Source organism: Sphingopyxis witflariensis (assembly GCF_002205635.1).
Taxonomy (GTDB): Bacteria; Pseudomonadota; Alphaproteobacteria; order Sphingomonadales; family Sphingomonadaceae; genus Sphingopyxis; species Sphingopyxis witflariensis.
Genome location: NZ_NISJ01000011.1, coordinates 74807 through 99311 on the forward strand (window position 1 = coordinate 74807; position 24505 = coordinate 99311).

The following is a 24505-nucleotide window of genomic DNA, read 5'->3' on the forward strand; positions in this document are numbered from 1 at the left end:
CGCCAGATCAATCGATCAGCGCGCACCAGCGATAGTCGTGCTTGATGAAATTCTGACCCAGGCTGTAATTGACCCGTCGGACCCCGGGGATCTTGTCGATCGTCTGGTGGAGGAAATCGGTCAGCTGATTGCCATTTTCCACCAGCGTCATCGCCAGCACATCGGCGCGTCCCAGCGTCGTGGCGACAAAACCGATTTCGGGCAGGCGCGCGAGGCTTTCCGCGACATTTTCGATATCCGCCGCAGTATCGGCCTCGACCCAGAGATAGGCGAGGATCGGGTTGCGGAGACGATTGGCGTTGGTCACCGCCGCGACGCGGATCACCTTATTGTCGAGGAGGCGCTTCAGTCGCGACCGGATCGTCCCTTCGGTCAGGTCGAATTCGCGGCCGATCTCGCGGTTCGACACCCGCGCGTCATGCCCCAGTCGCTCGATGATCTTGTGGTCGAGCTCATCGAGGTTGATCTTGCCGGTCATAGCGGGGCCCATTCGGGATTATATTTGAGGACTTTGAGCGCGAGGCTGGGAAAGATGCGTTCAACCCCGTCGATCTTGGCGATCACACCGGTCAAAAGATGCTGCATCTCTTCCAGCGTTTCGGCGACGACCTGGATTTCCAGATCATGGGTGCCAATCGCGACATTGACCGTGATGACACGCTCTAGTTCAGCAATGTCGGCCCCGACGTCGCCCGCGGGCCGCCCCTTCACCTGCACCCCGACGGGCGCCAGATAGCCAAAACCCATCGCCGACAGGTCGCGCATCGCGACAACACGCACCATCCGCGCATCCTCCAGCCGGCGCAGCCGTGTCCGCACCGTGGCTTCGTTGAGCCCCATCTCGCGTGCGATATCGCGGTTGGCGATCCGGCCGTTCTTGCGCAGTTCGGCGATGATCTGCTCATCGACGTCATCGAGCGTCGGCAGGTCTTCGCCCTGATCGGCATTTGCCGCCTTGCCGCGCGTTCGTTTCCCGGCCTTGGTCGCGGTTCGCAACGCCTTTTCTCCCCAATTCGCCTCAGGCTTCTCTCGCGAAGCACAGACCGCATCAATGCGGCGCTGTCAACGCCGCGTCATGCCGCTGCGGTATCGCGCATATTGGCTGGATTCCAGTAAGCCCGCATCTCCATCACCTTCCCCTCGGCGTCGAATTTGAAGGTGTCGATCACCTCGATCTCCTTGGGCCCGCCGAAATCGACAAGGACCGTGAAGGCAAAGGCCGCGTAGTCGCCGCCGGTGCGCACGGGTCCGTCGAGGCGAAGCTTGGCATTCGCCTGCATCGATGCCGCATAAAAAGCATGGATCGCATCGCGGCCGCGGTGAATCGGAGTGCCGATCGGATCCTCGACCGTCGCATCGGTGGCATAAAGATCGGCTGCCATCGCGGCGTCATTCTTGTCGAACGCCTCGACATAGCGTTCGACGGTGCGGACCATTTCGTCATGGCTGGGCATAAGATATCTCTCCAGGGATGCGGAAAATGACGAGGTGGAAAACACGCCGGATGGCCATTGCAGAACTCGCCATTTTCTTCTTCATATTACGTGTTTGCGTATTTATTTTTTCAAATTGATACGATATTGATGATAAAAGTCCATCGAAAATCGAAATATGCATGAGCGCGATGAAATCAACGCAAAGTATCGTCGAGGAAGCCCTTATGGCGAACCACCCTTTCCTGTCCCGGAGAATATTAGCATGACCGACAATCTATCCCCTTCGCTCGGCGCGCCCGGAACCGCTGTGATCGTCACGGGCGGCGCATCGGGGATCGGTCTCGCCTCGGCGCAGGCGCTGGCGGCGGTCGGGCGCGGCGTCGCGCTTTGGGATATCGACGCCGCCAAGGCGGAAGCCGAAGCGCGCACAATTGCGGAGCGGTTTGACGTGACGGCACTGGCAGTCGGGGTCGACCTGTCCGACCTCACGGCCTATCCCGCCGCGATCGCGACGAGCCGGACGGCGCTGGGCCCGATCGGCGGCCTCGTCCACGCTGCAGGCATCGTCGACATGGGTTCGCTTGAGGGGATTACGGCGGAAAGCTGGGACGCCGGGATCAACACCCACCTGCGCCCGCTCGCACTGCTGACACAGCAGCTGTACGATGATTTTGCGACGAACCCCGGATCGGCGGTGGTCGCCATCGCGTCGATCAATGCGACGCTCGGCAATGCGATCAACCCGATCTATAGCGCGGCGAAGGGCGGCATGTTGTCGCTCGTGCGCTCGCTCGCCGATCGGCTGGCCCGCGATAATATCCGCATCAATGCGGTATCGCCGGGCCAGATCCTGACCGCGATGACCAAGCCCGCGGTCGACAATCTTCCCGAGGGCTGGTTCGAACGACGCATCCTGCTCGAACGGCTGGGCGCCGCCGACGAAGTCGGGCGCGTCGTGCGCTTTCTGCTGTCCAATGAAGCCAGCTATATCACCGCCGCCGAGATCGTCGTCGACGGCGGCAACATCTCGTCGCAGCGACAATAAGCGGCGCCGCGGCGCACCCTCAGGCGGCGACCTCGGCCGTCACCATGTCGAAATCGCCGAAATCGGGGGCGGCCATCACCTCGGCGAAGCGGCCATAGCTCCACGGCCAGGTCATCGGCACGCCGTCCTTGCCGAGATACCAGCTCGAACAGCCCGAAGCGAAGATCGTGCCCTTCGCCGCCGCGATGCGCGCTTCTTCATAACGCGCCATCGCGTCGCCGCTGACCGAAATCTCGGCACATTCGCCTGTTGTCACCTTGTCGAGCAACTGCTCGATATAACCCCATTGGCGTTCCGCGACGTCGATCAGCGAGAAGTTGCCGACCGGCCCGGTTGGCCCGTTGAGGAAGAAGAAGTTCGGGAAATCAGGCAGCGAGATCGCGTTGTAAGCGGTCGCATGCTTGCGCCAGACATCGTCGAGCGCGACCCCGCCGCGCCCGGTGACGACCGCCGGACGAATGAATCGGTCGCTGTGGAAACCCGTGGCGAGGATGATAAGGTCGAGCTCGTGCAGTACGCCGTCCCTAGTGCGGATGCCCTCGGCCTCAATCCGGTCGATCCCCTCGATGACGACGTCGACGTCGTGCTGCTGGACCACCTGATAATAGTCGGGCGAGAAGATCAGCCGCTTGCACGCAGCGCGGTAATCAGGACGAAGCTTCTCGCGCAGCACCGGGTCGACGACACCTTGTTCCAGATAGCCCAACACCATCGTCTCGATGAACTGCATTTCGTCTGAATCGGGCCGGATGATGCCTTCGGTAAAACGCAGAACATTGGCGAGATATTCTTCGTCATAGCGGATCGCGTCGATCAGTGCCGGGTCGCGGCGAAAGGCGTCGCGCTGCGCCTCGTCATAAGGCTCGTTGATCACTGGCATGATCCATTGCGGCGAACGCTGGAAATGGCTGAGCTTGTCCGCACGACTGCCGAGGGCGGAGACGAGTTGCACCCCCGTCGAACCATTGCCGACCACGCCGATGCGCTGCCCGTCGACCGGGGTCGCCTCGTCCCAGCGCGCGCTGTGAGCGATGGTTCCTGCAAAATCGTCCAGCCCAGCAATGTCGGGCATGCGCGGATGGTGGAGCACGCCGGTCGCGGTAATGACGACATCGGCCTCGCAATTCATCCCCGCTTTGGTCGTGATCCGCCAGACGCCGCTTTCATAAGCGCAGCTGTCGACCTCCTGCCCGAAGTGCGCGATTTCATGCAGCCGGTAATCGGCGGTTACCTTTTCGAAATAGTCCTGAATCTCGGGCCCGGGGGCGAGATAGCTGCTCCATTCGGCATTGGGCGCAAAGCTGTAGGTATAGGCGTGGGCGGGAACGTCGCAGTTGAGGCCCGGATAGCGGTTCTCGCGCCATGTGCCACCAACGGTCTTTGCCTTTTCGAGCAGTATGACGTTGCGACAGCCCTTTTCGCGCAGGCTGATCGCGGCCAATATGCCCGACATACCGGCGCCGATGACGACATATCGCAGGTCCAAATTGCGTTGCATGGGCGATCCACTCCATTTCCTGTTTTGCATTGCCCCCTCCCTAAAGTCGCGGTCGGATGCCCACATCACTCAAATGGATGAATTCGGAAGGGGGCCGAAAGTGCGATCACCCGGTTCGAGATACTGGACCTTTGGTCGAAAATTGGCATTGGATTAATGCCTTCCCCCGCCTTCTGCGGGCGACGACGTCGACTTTCTCCTGCAAGGAACGGTATTGGCCCATAGTTCATCGCCCGAAGCACCCACCTTGCCCGCCGCGGTGTTTGTCCAAGAAGATAATGTGTGGCATCCCAGCATCCTGGCGCGTGGCCCGTGGGACCCGCATGCGCAACATGGCGGCGCCCCCGGCGCCCTCTTCGCGCATCTTGCCGAAGCCGCCGTACCGGACCCCGAATGGCAGTTGTCGCGCCTGAGCATCGAATTGATCAAGCCAGTGCCTGTCGCGCCTGTATGACATGCACGGCCCGATCGGCGTCGCGACGCAGACACTGGTGCTGCGCGAGCGCGCGCCGGCGCGATAGCCCGGGAACAGAGGCTTCAGAGAGAGAGGATTGTTGGGAAAATGAGCGCGCCACCAACGACACGGCTCGACGTGACCGCGCAGGAGGCAGCGACCATATGCGCCGCCGTTCGCAGCGCCGACCTTTCACTCCTCAGCCCTATGCATCGCATCGCCGGCCCCGAACATGTTGCGGGTCTGATCGTCCTGCTGTCCGACCCCGCGGTCTCCGACCCCATTTATGACCTGCCCCGGCCGTTCACCCCTGATGTAATCGCAGGCTGGATTTCGGATGCGCGCAACAAGCAGACGCGCGGCGAAGCGATATTGGCGGTAACGGTCGACGATCAGGAATCCGTGGCGGGCTATTCCTATTTCACCATCTGGCCCGAACGTTCGGCGGCCGAACTCGCTGGCGCGCAGCGCGCCGATGCACAAGGTCAGGGCCGAGGAAAAATGGGCGCCGCGCGCAGTTTTGGATGGATATTCGAACATCTGGGGGTTCGGCTGATCGGCCTCACCGCCGCGAGGGACAACGCCCGATCGGCCCGCGTTATCGAGGCCGCCGGCTTCATAGCCAGAGGCGAACGGCAAAGCGTCAGGGCCGACGGATCGACGCGACTGTCACTCTATTGGGAGCTCACCCGTGACCAGTGGCGAAACGCGTCGCAAGCCATGACGTGAGCCAGGACATTATCATTTTTTGAGAAGAGCGTGGCTAAGCGCCGATTTTGAGCCGCCTGTTTCCAATATGTTAACATACTGAAGACGGTGTTTACTATCGTCATGAAACGAATCCTCATCCCGCCGCGGCAAATTCGGCAGCATGAGAAAGAACGCCCATCTTGTCGCTGGCGAATCGCGATGGCTTCCCGTCTCGATCGCACTGGTCGCCACCCTGCTCGTGCCGTCGGCCGCGCTGGCCTCGCCAACGCTTCTCGACGCTGAATCCGAGGTTCAATGCACGGCCGCATCCAGCAACGCGGTATGGAACCGGCCCGATGTTTCGCGCATCATTTTGGGTGGCGCTCCTAGCGCGCTCGATCGCATTCGCGAAACCCAGCAGGATGGCCCCATCGCCGCACCGGCATCGCGCCGTATGCCCGTGCCTGTCACCGCCGGCCTGGGCAATTTCCCGGTCCGCATGACGCTGGAGCCCGCAAGCCGCGCACCAATCGCCCTCACGCCGCCCGGCGCCGGGAACTGTTCGTCGGAGGGATTATTCCCGAACGGCAATACGCCGTCGATCTTCGACAATGCCTCGGACAGCGGCGGCGCCTATGACCCGGAAGCAGAACTGGGCACCCGGGCGATCCCCGTCAAGCGGACCCGCTTTGACGATCGCTGGGATCGGGTTCGTCGCGCTGCACCCGCGGGGCTGATGCAGACGCAGTTGCGCCGCGCCAATGCGACGTCAAGCCTGAGCGAGCGCGACCTGCTGGCGCGCGTCAATCAATGGGTCAATCAGCAGATCGCCTATGTCAACGACGACCGCAATTATCGCCAGAGCGATTTCTGGGCGACGGCCGAACAGACGATCGCACGCGGCAGCGGCGACTGCGAGGATTATGCGATCCTGAAAATGCAATTGCTCCGCGCCGCCGGCGTCGATGCCAGCCGGATGAAGCTCGTCCTGCTACGCGATCTCGCGGCGAACAGCGACCATGCCTTCCTGCTCGTACAAACGGCAGAGGGGAAAGTCGTCCTCGATAATATGACCGACCGCGTCTATGATGGCAGCCACCATAATTCGGTACGCCCCGTCCTGTCGTTCAGCGAGAATCGGCGCTGGGTGCATGCCTATCGCGGGTTGCAGCCGTCGCCGAATCTGGCTTCGCTACCAGCGTCCGGGAAAGGCGTCGCGCTGGCGCTGAACGATTAGCGTTCGGTCAATGCCGACCCGCTGACCTTCAAGACCGGCTTCAGCAAATAGCTGAGCACCGATTTTTTCCCGGTCACGATTTCAACATCGCACATCATCCCCGGCGTGATCGGCAGGCGCCGACCATTGGACGTGAGATAGGCGTTGCTCGTCTCGACCACGACGGTGAAATAGGCCTGTCGTTCGACTTCGTCATAAATGCTGTCGGCCGAGACACGGACAACCCGCCCCTTCAACCCGCCATAGATGGAGAAGTCATAGGCTGTGACCTTGACGTTGGCGGGGTCGCCTACCTTGATGAAAGCAATGTCGCGCGGGGTCACGCGGGTTTCGATGAGCAATTTATCGCCCAGCGGCACGACCTGCATGATCTTCTCACCGGCGTTCACATATCCGCCGACGGTGTTGACGAGCAGGTCGTTGATGACACCGCGCGTTGGCGAACGAATTTCAGATCGCGCGAGCCGGCCTTCGGCGCCACGGATCGTTTCCTGATTTACCGCCATCTTGGTCGTCAGCTGGCTACGCTCATTCAGCGCCTCCTGCTGGAAGTCGAACCGCGCGCGCGACACTTCGGCGCCCGCTTCGCGTACCGCGGCCTGCGATCGCGAAATCGCCTGACGCGCCGCGGCGAGCCGCCCCTGAATATCGACGACCTCGCGCTGCGCGGAGAGAAGTTCGGTCTGGGGGACGACGCCCTTTGCAGCGAGCGGTTCGAGCATATCGACCTGCTGGCGTGCCAGACGCAGACTGCTCTCGAGCGAGGAGGCGGTGGCCTGCGCTTCCCCCATATCGCGGCGGCGCTGTTCGACCCCGGCGGACAGCGCCGCCAGCTGGCTTTGCAGCGACGAGCGGCGGACCTGGGCAAGCCGCATTTCGTCACCACAGCTTTCGCCGGTGCATCCGGCCCCGCCGCCTTCGCTGGCGAGGCGCGCTGCGCGCTGGCCCAGTCGCTCATTCTCGGTTTCAAGCTGGCCAAGCTCCGACTGCGACGACGTATTGTCGAGCCGAACGAGCAACTGCCCCTTCTTCACCGTCTGCCCCGAGCGGACGAGGATTTCGCGGATCGTCGACGGTTCGGCCGACTGGATGATCTGGACCTTTGACGACGGAATAACGCGCCCCTGCCCACGCGTCACCTCGTCGACGCGGGCGATGCTCGCCCACAACAGGAACAGGACGAAACCGGCAGCGGCTGCCACCATAATCTGTTCACTGCCGCGCAAGCGCTGCCAGAATTTCAACATGAAAACGCGCCTCTATTTATCACTCTGGGGCTCGGATACCGCCTGCGTCCCTTGCTGGGTCGTCAGGCTGTCGAACCGCGATTTGCTCTGCGTCGGATCGGGAATATTGGGAATCCAGCCCTTGCTCACATCGACGCGGCCGCCGACGTCGATGTCGGTGCGGCGGTCGGTCGGGTCGCGAACCGGGGCAATCGCATCGATCGGGACGATTTCGCCCGGCAAACCTTCGATCGCTGGGCCGCCGTGATAGAGCTGGCTGAACGCCGGAATCCATTCCGCGCCCGCATACGCATCAGAAAAGGCGCGGGGCTTTCCCCACGAACCCGGCCAGCGATAGAAGATATGCGCGCCAATCTGTTCAATCTTGGTCAATTTGGGCGCCCAGCGCGGCAGGACATAATTGGCGTGATAATGCGTTGCCATGCCAACGCTCGTTTCGACATGTCCGCTTAGCGCGGCGCGCGCAATCTCCGCGGCACGACGCCAGAGCGCGGGCACGGGCGGACGGCTCATCGCGCCGTCGCAGGCAAAGCTGAACTGGCAGCCGGGGCGCGAACTGCCCTGATAGATCACGCCGCAGACGGTATTGGGATAGGCCGGGTGCCGCATACGGTTGAGGATCACCTGCGCGACAGCGGCCTTGCCGGCATCGGGTTCGGTCGCGGCTTCATAATAGATAGCCTGAGTCAGGCAGCGCTGAGCGTTCGTCGCCTGGACCTGCGAGATCGTCGGCATCAGGAACGGTCGTGCCGCCTCCACCGGCAGGGTCGAAATCGGAAGCAAGGCATTGCCGGCGACGGCATCGGCGCCCTCGGCCGTCGGGACCACCGACCCCGTCTCGGTCTCGGTAATCAGTTTCGCGATCGCCTTTTGCTTGGCGGCCTTGGCCTTCACGGCCGGATCGGCGGTCCAGCTGGCGACCAGATTTTCGAAAACGCGCGCAAGCCGGTCGTTGGTCGAGGCGAAAAGGAGCATCGCTGCCGCCAATGCAAGGACGAGCAGAACCAGCATCACCTTCTTCGAAGACTGCGGCGGCAGGACGTCCGGATCCACCCAAGGCGCTTCGGTCGCGGTGGCGCCGTCCCCTGCGATGTTGAGCTCCACTCTCATGACACCGGTTCCTTGGTCGTCGACCGCGCCAGGATTTCGGCGCGCGGGCCATCGGCCATGATCCGTCCGCCGTCGATGACGATGATGCGATCGCACATCTGCAGGATGGCCTCGCGATGGGTCGCGATCACCACGGTTTGCGACGCCGGTACGGCATCCTTAAGCGCGTTGATGAAAAGCCGTTCGCTTTGCGAATCCATCGCGCCCGTCGGCTCGTCGAGAAACAGCAGGCGCGAAGGCGACGCCAGCGCGCGGGCGATGGCGAGAAAACCACGCTGGCCACCCGAAAGCTGGCTTCCGCGTTCGCCGGTGCCGCGGTCAAGCCCCGTCTCGTCCCGGCCCATAAACCGGTCGGCGCCGATCGACTGCAGCGTCGCCATCAGATCGGCGTCAGATGCCGACGGCGCACAATATTGCATATTCTGCTTGATCGAACCGCTGAACAGGACTGCGTCCTGCCCGACGAAGCGAAATTGCGACCGCAAATAGATGGGCGAATATTGGCGGCTGTCGAGGCCGTCGATAAAGATATTGCCGGCTTCGGGGGCGTAAAGCCCGCACAAAAGCCGCCCCAGCGTCGACTTGCCCGACGCGACCCGGCCGACGATCGCAATCCGCTCTCCGGCATCTATCGTCAGATTAATGTCCGAAAGCGATGGCGCCGACGCGCCGGGATAAGTGAAAGAGACGCCTTCGACGACAGTATGCCCCTTGTCGATCGTCAGGTTCAGCGTGCTGCTGCCCATCCGGCGTTCGTCGTCGGCCTCGATCATCTGCTGGATGCTGGCCATTGTCGTCCATGCCTGACGCCCGCGCGTCATCAGGAAGGCCAGTTGTCCGATCGGCGCCATCGAACGTCCCGCCAGCATGACGATGGCGATGATTGCGCCCATCGAAATCTTGCCGGAATCGAACAGATAGAAACCGCCCACAACAAGGGCGAGGCTCGAAAACTGCTGCGCCCATGTCGCAAGGTTGATCGCGGCGGCGCCGGTCCGGCGCAGGCTCGCCTGCGTCCGTGCGCTTGTGTCGACCATCCGGCGCCACTGGCCCAGAATCTGTCCTTCGGCCGCGCAACTCTTGATCGTTTCGGTTCCCCCGATCGCTTCGACCAGCATCGAATGCTGGATGCTCGAATCGGCCTGATTGTCGAGCGAGGCCTGCACCATCTGCCGTTGCAGGAAATAGCCTGCGACGCCCATCACCACGATGATCGACAGCGGAATCAGCGCCAGCCAACCCGCGAGGACGGAAATCATGATCAGGAACAGAAAGAGGAAGGCGACATCGACCAGAAGGACGATCGTTGTCGAGGCAAAGAAATCGCGCACCGATTCAAATTCGGACACCCGTCGCGCGAGCATCCCGGTGCTGCCGCGGCGATCCGCGAGCGGCATGTTCAGCACCTTCGAGAAGATTTTTTCCGACAATTTGACGTCGAGTTCGCGGCCCAGATCATCGAGCAGCGTCGCACGCGCAAGGCGCAGCGCAAATTCGATGGCAAAGGCGAGCAACGCCCCGACGGCAAGAACCCAAAGGCTGGAAACCGCCTTGTTGGGGATCACGCGATCATAGACGTTCATCGTGAACAACGGCAGGGCGAAGCCGAGCAGGTTGATCATCAGCGCTGCGCCGAGAACGGGATAGAAAGAGCGGCGTACCCGCCGAATTTCGCTCCAGAACCAGTGGCGCTTCGAGGTTTCATCCCACGGCCGCTCTTCAGCGCGGATGGCAGTAGGGTCGGCGGTTACGGCGATCGCCTGCCCCGCATAATTTTCTTCCAGCGCGTCTTCGTCGGCCCAGACGGGCGCGTCGGCGCCTGGTTCCCAGACGAGATATTGATCGCCCTGCGTCTCGAGCAGAACCGCGCAGCGTTTGTCCTTCTGCCGGATGATCACCGGCAGGTCGCGCGACAGATTGCTTATCTTGCGCGCGCGCAGCCGTTCATTGTTGATGAAGCACAGGTCCAGCGCCGCTTCGGCCTGGTGAAAGGGCAGAAAGCCCCTCTCGTCACGGGCCAGTGCAGATAGCGCCCCACGCTGAAAATTCTGGCCGAAATGTTGCGCGACAAAGAGAATACAGACGATCAGTGGATCGTCCATACTCTCTTTGCCTATACGTGCCACCGAGGATTGATTCCGTGTCATCTTGATATTTTCTTTTTAGAATCAAACCTGTGAATAAATTATTGAGGGTAGCGGCGACGCTGTAGTTCTGCCGGAGCCGGCGGACCATAATTGACCTTCTCGCGCGCATAGACGCGGCGCGATTCCGGGGCGGTCAAGTTGAACGCCTCAAGAAAGCTGTTGGTCGAAGCCAGCACCTGATAGGTTGCGAACAGCTCCGAGAAACGCGCCGTTTCTGCCCGCACCTGAACGTTGAAGCGCGTATTCTGTGCATCGAGCACGTCGAGCAACGAGCGGCGGCCTACCGAAAATTGCTGACGATAGGAAACGAGCAGATCGTCGGTCGCCTTGCTTTGATCAACCAGGTCGCGGAACACTGCGGTCTGGGTTTCGCGGCTGTTCCATGCGCGGCGGGTGTCGGCTTCGGCATCGCGCTCGGTTGCATGGAGGCGGAACCGGCTTTCGCTCGCCCGACGAACCATCTCCTGATATTTCGCGCGATTGATCCCACCATCGAAAAGGTCCCAGCGCATCACAACGCGCCCGAGCAGATCGTTGGTCTCACCGCGGAAGGCATCGATATCGTCACCGACCCGACCCGACAGTTCGAGGCCGATGGTCGGGAAAAAATCACCCTTCGCCTTCTTGGCCTCCGCGTTGGACGCATCGACATCGGCCTGCGCCTCCAGGACTTTCGGATGCTTCGTCCTGGTCAGGCCTACGGCTTCGCTGAGGCTGCTCGGAAGCTTTTCCGCCATCGCCGGCGGCATTTGCACTTCCTCGACTTCCAACCCGCTGAGCGCGAGCAGTTCGATCTTCGCGTTGGCCAGCGCTTCCCTGGCTTCCGTCACACGCACGCTTGCCGCCTTGGCGCGCTCCTGGGACTGCTGCAGATCAGCGACGCTGATCGAACCCGCCGTCACACCGCTCGACAAGTCGGACACCAGGCTGTTGTGGAAGGTCAAATTATCTTCGGCGGCCGCGACGACCCGCTGTTGCAGCAGGACATCAAGATATTGCCGCGCAGTTTGCAGGGCAATGAATTCGGACCGTTCGAGGACGCGCAACGCCGCACCATCGACCCGCGCAGCCTGGCGCATCTTTTCGCCACGCCGCCGACCGAAATCGATCAGCGTCTGTTCGGCTCGCATCGACATTTCAAGCGGATAAAGCTCGTCATCGGCAATGCCGAGGCTGCGACGGGTCGCATTTTCAAGCCGCCGGATCCCGGCCGACATTTCGAGCGTGACCCGCGGCAGATACAGGCCCTTCGCCTGCTCGAGTTCAAACTCGATCGCCTGCTTGTTCATTTCGGCCTGGTTGATCTGCGGATTGGAATCAATCGCGACCGCCATGGCGTTCTGCATGGTGACGGGCTCGGCAAAGGCCGAGCTTGCGAAAAGGGATATGGCGATGGCCGAAGCAAAGCCGGTCCACTTGAGCTGCGGTTTCATCAACGTTCCCCCATTCCATTCACTCTGACTTCGACACGCCGGTTCGCTGGCGTTCGTTCACCATCCAATGTTTCGACCCGAAGATCCTTCTCGCCGCGTCCCGACACGGCAATCGTATCGGCCGGGATACCCGCAGCACCCATCATGTCGGCAATCACCCGCGCACGCGCGACGGACAGCTTGTCATTATAGGCGTCGGACCCCGACCGGTCGGTGTGCCCGACGACGGTGAATGCCGTCCAGCCGCAGCGGGCGCGGTTGTCGGACATGAAAGCAACCGACTGACCGGCATCGGCCGGCGCAACGATCGAATCCCAGTCGAAGAAGAAGGTTGATGCCACCTCCGGCGGACAATTGTCGGCGGGTGGCAGCGGCGGCGCAATCGGCACGTCGGGCGTCGGCGACGGGCGGCGGGTCATCATGCCATAAGCAAAATCGCAACGCCGCAGGCTCTCGCCATCCTTGATACCCGACTTCAAAAAGCCGAGCGCGATACCGCACTGGACCTTTGCTTCGGATGCCCAGGTATAGACATTGCTATTCGCCGAAACGACCGACGTATCGGTCGCGGCCGCGAGCGCCGCGTCATACCGTTTTTGCACTTCACCGCGCAGCTCGCGGACCGGAAGGTCGGCAAGCGCCTGGGCAAAGACGTTTCCAGGCTGGACACACGCCAGCGCAACAACCGCCCCCGCCATCCATTTTGCCTTTTGGTGTCCCATGCTCCTATAGCCCCTACTTTATTGATCCACTGGTTTTTTATCGTAATGCGATCAGACGTGCGGCGCGGCCTGATGCAGATCATGTTCGACCGATTGATGGGCGAAAGCACCCATGTCGGCCGGAACCTTCACGTTCAGCAACTGCGCCAGATCGACATTCGCCGCGTCATCGTTCGCGGCATGCTGGCTTTCGCCACCGACAACCGCATCAATCAGATGGTCGACACTGCCGCCCTTGAGTACTTCGGCGAGCACCGCTTCTGCGGCCGCCCCCTTAACCGTCGCGTCGGCCGTCTCAGCGGCAGCTTGCCCCGCCGCAATAAGGCCGAGCGTCAACAGCCCGTCCATCGGCGAGTCCGCGTGCACCGACACCATATCGAACAATGCGTCCGATGCGTTCGTGTCGGCGGCCCCCTGATCGTCGCTGGCAATGTTGCCCTGCCCGTCCTCGATCGAAGCCGGAGCAGCACTCGCATCATCGGAATGCGATGAAGTGCTGGTGCTGGCCGGGGCCGCGTCCTTCGTGGCCGACAGATCTTCGCCGCCAATCGGCGCCGTTTCGGCCGGTACCACCGAAGCGCTGTGCGCCGCAGCGTCATCGACCGGCAGCGGCGTCGGCAGATCGTGGGCGACGGGCTTGTCTTCCGTCTCGGTCTGGGCCTGCGCGCCCTGCGCCATGGCAACCAGCGACGCCGCGACCAGCGAAGCGGTCAGCGCCTGATTACCCGCCGAGCGCTGGGCATCTTCCGCCTCGCGGTCGGCACCGCGCGCGCCAAGCTGGGTGTCGAGTTGAACCTCGATATAGTCGCCCTTGCTGCCGTCGGCGCGGGTAAAGCTGCCGTGAGCTGTCACGGCCTGGCCGTCGATGAACTCTTCGGTCGCGACCGCACCCGTGGAAATCGAAGTGATGCCCTGATCGGTAAGGCTCGAAAGCTCGCCCGCATCGCTTACGCCGTCGGCATTGGCATCCCGCCACACCAGCAGCTTGGCAAAGGCCGCATCATTTGCGTCGACGACGCCGTCGCCATTGTCGTCGAGCGAAGCAAGCGCCGCGACGCCATTAGCGAAATTGCCGCCGCCAAAGCCCGGAGTGAAGATCTCCGTCCCGCTGTCGATCTTACCATTGCCGTCGAGGTCGACGGCGAGAATGCCGTCGTTCGAGGAATTCCACGTCACGCGATCGGCCGCGCCATCGGCGTTGATGTCGAACGCCGCAGTCGGGCCAAAGGAATAGCCGTCGCCATTCAGATCAAGGATGATCGGGTCGGCGGCACCGACGAAGTTGGCGGCAGTAAGGTTGCCATAACCAACGCCATTGATGGTCATGATATGCTCGACGGTCATGCCGCTGTTGCCGGGATTGGTATTGTCATTGATCGTCACCGAATAAATACCGGCATTGGCGGTGCCTGACGTGTTCGAATAGACGATAAAGGTATAGGTGCCGTTCGGGATATCGTCCGTTGCGGCCTGAATAAACCCTTCGATCGTCGAACCGTCACCATCATTGCCAAGCGAGGTGGTGACCCAAGCATTGTTGACCAATTCGATGATTTCAACACCGGCACCAATATCCGTCTGACCAGCGGTGACTGTAAGGAAGCTGCCGTCGGTTTCGCTGGTTCCGCTAACCGCAATCGCAATCTTGTCCTGAACGACGTTGAAGCTGGAAACGGTCACCAACGTATTATTCGCAGGGTTTACCGCGTCATGCTTGAAGACAATAGTGTCGGCAGCGCCGTCGCCATTGCCCAGATCGACCGTCCAATTGCGCGCAGTCAATGCGGCAACTTTGATGGTGACCGTGTCAGCACCCGTGCCGGCGTTGACGATGCTGCCGTCGCCCGTGCTTGCGATGATGGCATCGTTACCGGTGCCGCCAGTGATTGTACCGTTGCCCGAACCGCCATTGATAAAATCGTCGCCGTCGCCGCCGTCGATCGTGTCATTGCCTTCCTGGCCGTAGATGATGTCGTTACCGGCGCCACCATTGATGACATCATTACCGGCAGTCCGGCCGCTTTCCTGGCCCAATATGGCATGGTTGGCGCGGATATAGGCAATCGTGTCCTGACGGTTCCAGTTCGCGCCATTTCCCGCCGGGTCGAGCGATTCTGCATTAGGCCGGCCTTCGAGGGTCTGGAAAACCGCCCAGCCCGATCCGGCCGGGAGGCTCACGCCAAGCTCGGTCGCCAGCGCATCGGTGAACAGAACGTCGCCAAAAATGACGTCGGCACCGTCGCCGCCATTGACGACATCATTGCCTGCCGCCGCGAGGTCGGTCGATCCGCCCAGATTTTGGAGGATGCTGGCGAGTTGTTCGGCCGAGGTCGCGTTGCTCGCGCTACCGGTTCCGCCCGAAGCATTGCCATCCTCGACATTACCCAACCGGGTCAGCAGCGTCCCGTTGACGTTGACGCCGATCGCATCGATTGAATAGCCGGTCGCGAGTATCTGCTGCGGTTCATTCGACCCGTCGGTTCCGAGGATCTGGTTCATCGCATCCTGCACATTGTCCGAATCCTCGGAGCCGTCGCCGCCGTTGTTCCACAAGGTCGGATTGCCGTCGGAGACGAAGACCACCTTGTTGACATCAGCGCCGGGGATGCCGAGGCCCCCGTTGATCCACGTCAGTGCGTCCTGAAGACCGTCTTCATAATTGGTACCGCCCGACGCCGTCATGCCATTGACCGCCGCCTTCGCCAATGTGATCTGGCTCGCCTGCACAACGCCGTTCACGATCAGATTGAATGTCCCGAGATTCGTGCCAGCGGCGTCGAAATCGATCACCGTGATCCGGACGTCCTGCGCGCCCGATTGCGACAGGCTGTCGATCAGCGCGTTGACGCCATTCTTCAGCGCCTGCATCCGCGAAATACTGCCGCCGCCAAATGTGATCTGATCGGTCATGCTACCCGAACTGTCGAGCACGAGCACCACGTTTGCCTGTTGTCCTTCGGTAATCGTTACCGAACCCGGATCGCCGACGAGCGTATCGTCGAAATTTCCGCCCTGAATCACGCCATCGATCGAACCTTGCGGATTGGCGACGACATGATCCGTGGTCTGGCCGGTCGCGTCACCGGTCGCCGAGCCGATGACCAGCAGCGGGGCTGCCGTCGTGATCGCCAGAGATCCCTGCGCCGTATCACCGTCGCCATCGACGATGGTGACCGGAACATTGAAATTCACCGGATTTTCGGTCTGCACAGCCGCGCCGAAATCGCCGATCTTGAAGGTATCGCCGCCAGCATGGTGGAATTCGATGCTGTTATATCCGTCGGCAGTGAAGCCCGCGAGACGAGTATCGGCCGTCACCCCGGTGACGGTCGCTTGGCCGCCACTGAAGCTGACGGTATAGCTCTGCCCGCCCACACTATACGTACCGTTGGCAGTCACAAAGACCGTCACGCCGTTGAAGCTGATCGCGACCTTGTTAATCGTATCCTGGACGCCATCGCCGACGTCATTGTCGGTGTCGATGTCATCGCGCGCAACGAGCCGGACGCTGGAACTGGTTTGGATATTAGAGAACAGCGCCGACGCCCCGTTCGCGGTGTAGTGCGAATCAAAGGCGTGGTTTTGATTGGCCAGCGGCCCATAGTCATTGTTGCCGGGCGATCCAGTGAGATCCACGACGAAATCGAGGCGCACCGCTTCGTTCGTTCCGACGCTATTGCCACTGGAAACACCGGTGTTGGTGGCATTTGCGTTCATCGTGCCGCCGTCGGCCCCATTGGTCATCGGCGTGATCAGGACGTCTTGGCTGTCGTTGTCGCCCGGCTTCACAAAGCCGATCCATGCGGTGTTGCCGCCGACGAAATCATAGCCGCCATCGTTGAAATCGACCGTTACTGTCGAATCGAGCTTTTGGACCATCTGAACCTGATACTGGTCGGCATGGCCGGCAGGCTGCAGGCGGATGATGAACACATCGTCGCCATTGGGCTTTTCGGCGGTCAGGACGGTGCCATTCGCCGAAATCGTATAGGTCAGCGCCTGGCTGCCCGACGTCAGATTCTGCGCCTGGAGCGCCGCGACCGTCGCCGCCGTAAAGATCACACTGCCCGGACCGTCGCCGCCATAATTATTGTCGACGTCACCATCGGTGTCGAGCGACTGATAGACCGACGAGCCAGGTGCGTTCAGCAGCTGCGCATTGAGCGGTGCGATGGCGATCGGCGAGTCATCTTCGAGCCCGATGGTCAGCGCGGATGCATTGGTGACGGTCGTCGTGCCGTCGTTGACATTGACCGGTACCACCAGCGACAGCGCGTCTTCGAGCGTCGTGTTGGGATGATCGATCGGACCCAGCAACGACACGGTGAAGTTACCGCCATTGTCGATCGCCACGCTGATGATCGTGTCGGCGCCGACCTTGCCCAGCAGAAGCTGCGGGTTGGTCGTATCCCAGACGATCGGCTGGCCACCCGACGACAATGCAGTCGCGGGCGCGCCAAGGGAGAAGGTCAGCGGATCGCCATCGGGATCGGTCGCCACGATCGTTCCGGTACGGACCGTGAGGTTGGTCGTATCCACGGTTCCAGTCGCATCGGGGAAGCCGCCGGCCAGTCCTTCGTCCGATACGGCGGTCGTTGCCGTTCCTATCGTCGGCAGGTCGTTAGAGCCGTTGATCGTAATCGTCAGCGTCGTCGTCGTCCGGTCGCCGTCGCCATCGGTAAGCGTATAGGTGAAGGTCTCGGTCAGCGATTCGCTCGCTCCGAGCGCCTGCACCGTCGCATTGCCGTTGTTCAGCGTATAGGTGTAGCCGCCACTGGCGTTCAGCGTGAGCGAGCCATAGGATCCTGCGACCGCCGCGCCGACATTGCCCGTTACATCACCCGCCGGCGTACCGGCAGCAACGCCTGACACGGCCGCGCCATCAGCACCCGCCGTGTCGGCGCTTCCCGGCGCGTTGGTCGTGCCAACGCCGGTCACGACATTGCCGGTTGCAACACTTGCCGTGTCTTCGATCACGCTGTCCGTGTCGGCACGCGCCGTCGGGACATCGTCGATGATATTGATCGTGACCGTGCCGCCGACGCTGTTCCCGTTAGCGTCGGTCGCGGTGTAGTTGAACACACGCACACCATTTTCGGTGGTGATGTCATTGTCGAGCGTCGCACCGTCGAACGCCGATTTCAGCGTGTAGGTGTATGTGCCATTAGCGTTGAGCACAAACTTGCCGAGCGCATCTTCGACGGTTTGCGGCGCGTAAGTGATGCCGGGGCCCGTCACGGCCAGCGCGCCCGTCACCGTTTCCGTGGTGGCGGCAGGATTGCTGCCAACAACGGTGCCCGCCGCGACGTCATTGCCGTCCGCGACCAGATCGAGTCCGGCCTCGTCCACCGTCTTCGTCTGGTTGTCGGGTGCCAGCGTTACCGGCTGGATTGTGATCGTCAGCGTCGTGGTCGACGTGTCTCCGTCAGCGTCGCGGATCGTGTAGACAAAGGTGTCGGTGACAACAGTCGACGTCGTGTTCGGCTTGGCATCATAGCTGTAGGTGCCGTCGGCATTGAGCGTCAGATCGCCACGCGCGGTCGAGATCACCGAGCCGGTGCCAGTGGTGACCGGCGTCGTCGTATCGCCGCCGGCAACCCGTACGCCAACAACCCCGCCAGCAGGCGACGTCGTCGCCGCACCATCGGCGCCGAACACATCGTCATTGTCGGTCAGCACATTGCCGGTCGCGACTGCACCTTCGATGACCGAGTTCGTATCAGCATTCGCCGACGGACCATCATCGAGGAAGCTGATCTGGTCGCCGATCTCGGTCTTCGCCGTCGCCGTATCGTCGTCGCCGTCCTTGATCGTCACCGTCGCGCTGATCAGCCCATTGAGCGTCAGCGCGTCATTGTGAAGCGCCACCCCGCCGTCCTGAAGATGCTCGAGCGCAACAAGCTGCTGCACCGTCAGCGTGCCATCGGCGTTGATCGTCACCGTGAAGGCATCGCGAACCACGCCGCCGCCATCGGTGTAGCGACCAACAATCGTCGTCGACGAGGTTTCGAACAGCGTGATCGCAAAGTCGCCCACCGCCGTCACGATGCCGCTCGCGACACTCGTGCCGCCACCGCTCAGTTCGATACCGTAAACCGCCGCACCCGTCGCCGCCGCGCCATCGGCGCCATAAGCCAGAGACGCCGCAATAACCGCCGTCGCCGACGTCACCGTGTCGAAGCCGCTCGTTTCGTCAAGCGTCACGCTGCCCCCGCCGGCAACATTGCTGATCGTCGGACCGTCATCGTCGAAGCGGATCTGCGCCGATATATCAATCGTGCCCGAAGTCGCGGTGTCGCCATCACTGTCGGTCGCGGTGACCACCACGCCCAGCGTGTTCGCCAGCAACTGAACCATATCGTCGGGGTTCGCCGCATTGGGATGGTCGAGCGACAGATATTGCTCGACCGTAACCACACCCGTCGTCGGGTTGATCGCAATCGCGAAGGCGGCCTGCCCGGCAAACGCGCCGCCACTGACCTGACCCACAATCACATTGCCGTCCAGAACGAGGTTGATCGCCGACCCGTCGGTAACCGTGAGGCCCGACGTCGCATTGGTGACCGCCAGCGCATAGGTCAGCGCGTTGCTCGCAGCCGCGCCGTCAGCGCCATAAACCGGGGTCGCCGTGACAACCGCCGTACCCGACGTCGCGGTGCTGATCGCACCCGTGCCGCCGACATTCGGATCATCGCCCTTGACGATCGCACCGGTGTTGATGGTCGCAGCCACGCTGCTCGTCGCGCTCTCGTCGTTCAGGACAAGTGCGGCGCCCGATGCGCTCGCGGTAACCGACGGACCATCATCGAGGAAGCTGATCTGGTCGCCGATCTCGGTCTTCGCCGTCGCCGTATCGTCGTCGCCGTCCTTGATCGTCACCGTCGCGCTGATCAGCCCATTGAGCGTCAGCGCGTCATTGTGAAGCGCCACCCCGCCGTCCTGAAGATGCTCGAGCGCAACAAGCTGCTGCACCGTCAGCGTGCCATCGGCGTTGATCGTCACCGTGAAGGCATCGCGAACCACGCCGCCGCCATCGGTGTAGCGACCAACAATCGTCGTCGACGAGGTTTCGAACAGCGTGATCGCAAAGTCGCCCACCGCCGTCACGATGCCGCTCGCGACACTCGTGCCGCCACCGCTCAGTTCGATACCGTAAACCGCCGCACCCGTCGCCGCCGCGCCATCGGCGCCATAAGCCAGAGACGCCGCAATAACCGCCGTCGCCGACGTCACCGTGTCGAAGCCGCTCGTTTCGTCAAGCGTCACGCTGCCCCCGCCGGCAACATTGCTGATCGTCGGGATGTCGTCGACGATCGTGACGCCGAACGAGCCCGGCGCCGCAGTGCCGTCGCTGTCGGTCACGGTGAAGCCGATACCCGACAAAATGTCAGTGTCTTCACTGCCCGCGACGGCCTGATCGATCGCCTGCGACAGCGTAACCGTATAGCCATAGGTAACCTGGGTCGCGCCGGGGCCGGCGGTCGGAGTGGTCAGCGCGACGCGGATCACCTCATTGCCTGCAACCGAACCGACGAGATCATCGCCAACCTTCTCAAAGGTCACCGCGACGCCATTGACGGTCAACTGCGTATCAAGCCCAGCACCGTAGTTGAGGACGAGCGAACCCGCCAGCGTTCCCGGCACGTCGCTACCGAAATCGACGGTGAGCGAACCATTGGCGGTCGCGAGGCCGGTGGAAGTGACTTCGCCGGCCAAGCCATTGTCGGCATTGGCACCCGGCAGGCCGTCTTCATCGACGACGACATTGGCGGGGTTGCGGAATTGCGGCGCAGAATCGGCAACCAGCGTGATCGTCGCGGTGGCGACCGACGTGTCGCCGTCGCCATCGGTGATCTGATATTGGAAGCTGACTTCGCCGGTCTCTTGCGCCGTCGGCGTGTAAGTGAAGCTGCCGTCATCATTATAAACAAGCGTCCCGGCGCCCGTGAGCGAATCCGCGACCAGTTCCACTGCCGAAGGCTGGACACTGTCCGCGCCCTGCACGTCGTTGGCGAGCACGTTGATCGTCACCGGCTGGTTTTCTAGCGACTGAGTCACGCCGTCATCGGCGGCCGCCGGAACATCGTCCGTGATGCGAATGTCGATATTGGCGCTGGCGGTGCTGCCGTCGATGTCGGTGACGGTGACGCCGACACTATCCGTGAGACCATCCTGGCCCTGCGCCGGATGGTCGGTGCGGTTGTCGGTCAGGGTGTAGGTGTAGGTAAAGGTGCCGCCGATCACCGATCCGTCTTGGCCCGTCACCGGGGTGAAGCCGGTGATGTCGAGCTTGCCATAAGCAGTCGTCACCGATTGCGGCGTAAATGTGCCATTGCCGACGACGAGTGTCAGCGGGGCGCCGAGCGGTACGCCGTTGAAGCTGTCGAGCACAACCGTACCCATGCCGTCAGGGGTGGCGACCGAGAAGCTGTCACTGTCGGCCACGCCGTCGGGCGTCGTGTCCGACCCGGCGGCTTCGCCGACGCGCGCGGCCAGATCGTCTTCATCGACGCGGAGTTCCGAGCCCTCGGCATCAAGCCCACGGATCGTCACGCCGTCGTTGGCGCCGTTGATCGTGATCGTCAGCGTCGCGGGCGAAGTATCGCCATCGCCGTCGGTGATCGTATAAGTGAAAGTTTCGGTCAGCGTCTCGCCTGCCGACAGCCCCTGCACCGGCTGCGCCTGATTGTTCAGCACATAAGTGTAGCTGCCGTCGCTGTTGAGCGTCAGCGTGCCATAGGTGGTCGGGAAACCTTCGCCGATCGTGCCCCCCGTCACAGCGGTGACAGTCGCGCCATCGGCGCCCTGAACATCCTTCGCGCCGTCGGTGGCATTGGTGTCCGTGCCGCCTGCGCCGGTCAGTACATTGCCATCGGCGGTCGGCGGATTGTCGCCGTTGCCGTCGTCTTCGGTTACGCTGTCGGCATCATTCGCCGCCGCCGGAACGTCGTCGATGATGCGGACGTCGAGGCTCGCATTACCGGTCGATCCATCGCTGTCGGTGACGACCACCGCAAAGCTGTCGGTGACATTGTCCTCACCCTGCGCAGGGTGCGTCAGCGTGTTGTCCGAAAGGACATATTCATAGGTGAAGGTTCCGCCAATCACCGATCCGTCGGTACCGACAACCGGCGTAAAGCCGGTGATGTTGACGACCCCGAGTGGGCTATTGGCAGTGCCTGCCGTGAAGACGCCATTCGTCACGACCTGCGTGCCGCCGATCGTCACATTGCCGAGCCCGTCGGGGGTCGACACGGTGAAGGTTCCCGGCTGGGTCAGCGCCGCCGCATCGGGCGACGAACCATCGATCAGATTATCCTCGTCGACGGTGACCTCGCCGCCTTCGACGTTCAGACCGTTGATCGCCACCCCGTCGTTGGCGCCGTTGATTGTGATCGTCAGCGTCGCCGTGCTGGTGTCGCCGTCGCCGTCGGTGATCGTGTAGGTGAAGGTCTCGGTCAGCGTTTCGCCGACCGACAGGCCCTGCACCGGCTGCGCGTCATTGTTCAGCACATAGGCATAACTGCCGTCAGCGTTCAGCGTCAGCGTGCCATAAGCGGCGGCAAAAGCCTGCCCAACCGTGCCGCCGGTCACCGCAGTAACGGTCGCACCGTCGGCGCCTTGAACGTCGGCAGCCCCGTCGGTGCCGTTGGCGTCGCTTCCACCCACGCCGGTCAGTACATTGCCGTCGGCGGTCGGCGGATTTTCTCCGCTTCCGCCATCTTCGGTCACGCTATCGACGTCGTTTACCGCCGTCGGGGCGTCGTCGATGATCCGGATGGTGAGATCGCCCTCGGCCGCGTCGCCGTCGAGGTCGGTCACGACGACGTCGAAGGTGACATTGGTGCCGCTGTTGTTCAGCGTATTGTCGTTCAGCGTGTAGGTATAATTGATCGCGCCCTGGCCGGTCGCGGGGTCATAACTATAGCTGTTGATTACCAGCGTGCCCGTTGCGTCGGCGAAAATCTGTTGCGGCAGCGCTCCGGGGTTGACCGCAACGCCGTTGATCGAGACGCTACCGACGCCGTCGGGCGAGACGAAGGTGAGCGTGTCGGTCGCGGTTTCGGAACCGCCATCGAACGCCGAGCCGGCGGGTTCGCCTGCGCGCGGCGCAAGTCCCGATTCCGCCACATCGGAGGTCGGTCCGTCGGTGCGAATAAAGGAGATGACGCTGGGGCTGTCGCCGATCGAGATCGTCAGCGTCGCCGTCGACGTGTCACCATCGCCGTCGGTCAACCGATAGGTAAAGACGTCGCTGACGCCGCCCGGGGTGTTGACGTTGCGGACATAGCTGTAGTTGCCCTGCGCATCGATCGTCAGCGTGCCATATTGGCCCTGGACCACGCCGCCCGGTGCCGCAAACTCCGTCCCGGTCGTACCCGCACGGATTCCGGTAAGCGAGGCGCCATCTGCGCCCGGCGTATCCGCACCGGCAGCCCCGCTGGTGGTGCCCGTGCCCACAGGTACATTGCCCGTTTCGGGAGCGAAGGTACCGGCAGCGACCGTATCGGTGTCGGGACGAGCGATCGGCGCGTCGTCGATGATCGAGATGGTCAGGTCGGCGGTCGCGGCGTCGCCGTCGCGGTCGGTAACCACCACCGCGAATACATCGGTTACATTGTTGTTCGCATTGGTGTTGTCAGTCAGCGTGTAGCTATAACCGATATTGCCCGCTGCAATGCTGGTGATGGTCAGCTGACCGATCGGGGTCGTGATGACCTGCCCGACTGCGGTGATCGCGACGCCGTTCAGCGTAACCGACCCCGCCCCATCGGGCGTGTTGAACAGGATCGATCCCGTCACCGTTTCGCTGTTGGCCGCGCTGTTGCTGCCCGCCGACTCATTGCCGCGCGCCGGAAGCCCGGCTTCATTGACGTTTGCAGTGGCGTTGACCGATCCCGCCGGTTGGTCGGGTGTCACGATAACGACTGTCGGATCCTCTTCCTCCGGAATCGCCGGGAGGAGTTCCCTGTCTTCGGGCTGCGGGAAAGCAAGCTCGGTGTAGGGCAACAGATCACCGAGCGCATAGGGATCCTGAATCGCGCCTTCGGGGTCGGCAAAATTGCCGCCCGAACTGCGGACGCCGGCTTCGGGATTGAGGTCGCCCAGATTTTCCAGCAGCTGCGCGACCGTGCTCGCGGGCACCGTGTCGCCATCGACGACGATCGAGGGAATGTCGATCGCGCCATTGGGAATGATCATGACCTGACCATTCGGCAAGGTGATGATCAGATCTGTCCCGGAAACCGTAATGTCGTCGATCGACACGCCGGCGGGCAGGACGATGCGCCCACTCGCGTCGGGAACAAGAATTGCCTGGATCGCCAGCGTTATGGCCGATGCCGTCGCTGTAACGCTCGCCGATGCGGCGAGCAATTCGCTCCCCCCGACCGCCTGGTTCGCCTGTTCAGTTGACACGCCATCGCGCTGCGGGCCAGCCATTCCATCGCGGGCCGGGTTGTCAAAAGCGTCCATGTCTGTTTCCC

At 62.2% G+C, this 24505-nt stretch carries 14 protein-coding genes; 4 read left to right on the top strand and 10 right to left on the bottom strand.

Annotation, left to right across the window (positions count from 1 at the left end):
• Positions 1 to 7 precede the first annotated feature (7 nt).
• The 3 genes from CDQ91_RS17180 to CDQ91_RS17190 all read right to left on the bottom strand — a co-directional run bounded on the left by CDQ91_RS17180 (position 8) and on the right by CDQ91_RS17190 (position 1454).
• Positions 8 to 478: an Lrp/AsnC family transcriptional regulator gene (locus tag CDQ91_RS17180; protein WP_088473923.1), complete on the bottom strand. Its 471-nt coding sequence runs from the start codon at positions 476 to 478 to the stop codon at positions 8 to 10.
• Positions 475 to 996 (bottom strand): Lrp/AsnC family transcriptional regulator, encoded by a 522-nt coding sequence (locus tag CDQ91_RS17185; RefSeq protein WP_088473924.1) that lies wholly within the window; start codon positions 994 to 996, stop codon positions 475 to 477. The genes CDQ91_RS17180 and CDQ91_RS17185 overlap by 4 nt, the downstream gene beginning before the upstream one ends.
• Before the next feature lie 77 nt (positions 997 to 1073).
• Entirely contained in the window at positions 1074 to 1454 is a 381-nt protein-coding gene (locus CDQ91_RS17190) for a nuclear transport factor 2 family protein (RefSeq protein WP_088473925.1), read from the bottom strand.
• 244 nt (positions 1455 to 1698) lie between these two features.
• Here CDQ91_RS17190 and CDQ91_RS17195 point away from each other — a divergent pair, with 244 nt between their 5' ends.
• Entirely contained in the window at positions 1699 to 2481 is a 783-nt protein-coding gene (locus CDQ91_RS17195; protein ID WP_088473926.1) for an SDR family NAD(P)-dependent oxidoreductase, read from the top strand.
• Between the two features lie 19 nt (positions 2482 to 2500).
• Here CDQ91_RS17195 and CDQ91_RS17200 read toward each other — a convergent pair whose 3' ends face one another.
• Positions 2501 to 3979, bottom strand: coding sequence for a flavin-containing monooxygenase (locus CDQ91_RS17200; RefSeq protein ID WP_088473927.1), 1479 nt, complete (start codon positions 3977 to 3979; stop codon positions 2501 to 2503).
• 214 nt (positions 3980 to 4193) lie between these two features.
• Here CDQ91_RS17200 and CDQ91_RS17205 point away from each other — a divergent pair, with 214 nt between their 5' ends.
• The 3 genes from CDQ91_RS17205 (at position 4194) to CDQ91_RS17215 (ending at position 6360) form a co-directional block, all read left to right on the top strand.
• Complete coding sequence (locus tag CDQ91_RS17205; RefSeq protein ID WP_144036808.1) at positions 4194 to 4433, top strand: acyl-CoA thioesterase domain-containing protein; 240 nt, start codon at positions 4194 to 4196, stop codon at positions 4431 to 4433.
• 108 nt (positions 4434 to 4541) lie between these two features.
• On the top strand, positions 4542 to 5162 hold the full coding sequence (locus CDQ91_RS17210) for a GNAT family N-acetyltransferase (RefSeq protein ID WP_088473929.1): 621 nt from the start codon (positions 4542 to 4544) through the stop codon (positions 5160 to 5162).
• A 142-nt stretch (positions 5163 to 5304) separates the two neighbouring features.
• Positions 5305 to 6360 carry a transglutaminase-like cysteine peptidase gene (locus CDQ91_RS17215; RefSeq protein ID WP_088473930.1) on the top strand — a complete coding sequence of 352 codons (1056 nt, stop codon included), beginning with the start codon at positions 5305 to 5307 and terminating at the stop codon, positions 6358 to 6360.
• Here the strand turns inward: CDQ91_RS17215 and CDQ91_RS17220 are convergent.
• From CDQ91_RS17220 to CDQ91_RS17245, 6 genes are all read right to left on the bottom strand, one after another.
• Positions 6357 to 7607 carry an HlyD family type I secretion periplasmic adaptor subunit gene (locus CDQ91_RS17220; RefSeq protein ID WP_088473931.1) on the bottom strand — a complete coding sequence of 417 codons (1251 nt, stop codon included), beginning with the start codon at positions 7605 to 7607 and terminating at the stop codon, positions 6357 to 6359. The two genes, CDQ91_RS17215 and CDQ91_RS17220, sit on opposite strands and share 4 nt — an antisense overlap.
• A 12-nt stretch (positions 7608 to 7619) precedes the next feature.
• Positions 7620 to 8717, bottom strand: coding sequence for a cell wall hydrolase (locus tag CDQ91_RS17225; protein ID WP_336580042.1), 1098 nt, complete (start codon positions 8715 to 8717; stop codon positions 7620 to 7622).
• Complete coding sequence (locus CDQ91_RS17230) at positions 8714 to 10819, bottom strand: type I secretion system permease/ATPase (protein ID WP_158213714.1); 2106 nt, start codon at positions 10817 to 10819, stop codon at positions 8714 to 8716. The genes CDQ91_RS17225 and CDQ91_RS17230 overlap by 4 nt, the downstream gene beginning before the upstream one ends.
• Before the next feature lie 83 nt (positions 10820 to 10902).
• Positions 10903 to 12297, bottom strand: coding sequence for a TolC family protein (locus CDQ91_RS17235; protein WP_088473933.1), 1395 nt, complete (start codon positions 12295 to 12297; stop codon positions 10903 to 10905).
• Entirely contained in the window at positions 12297 to 13019 is a 723-nt protein-coding gene (locus tag CDQ91_RS21900) for an OmpA family protein (RefSeq protein WP_088473934.1), read from the bottom strand. Before CDQ91_RS21900 ends, CDQ91_RS17235 begins: the two co-directional genes overlap by 1 nt.
• 51 nt (positions 13020 to 13070) lie before the next feature.
• Positions 13071 to 24494, bottom strand: coding sequence for a beta strand repeat-containing protein (locus CDQ91_RS17245; RefSeq protein WP_088473935.1), 11424 nt, complete (start codon positions 24492 to 24494; stop codon positions 13071 to 13073).
• Positions 24495 to 24505: the final 11 nt, after the last annotated feature.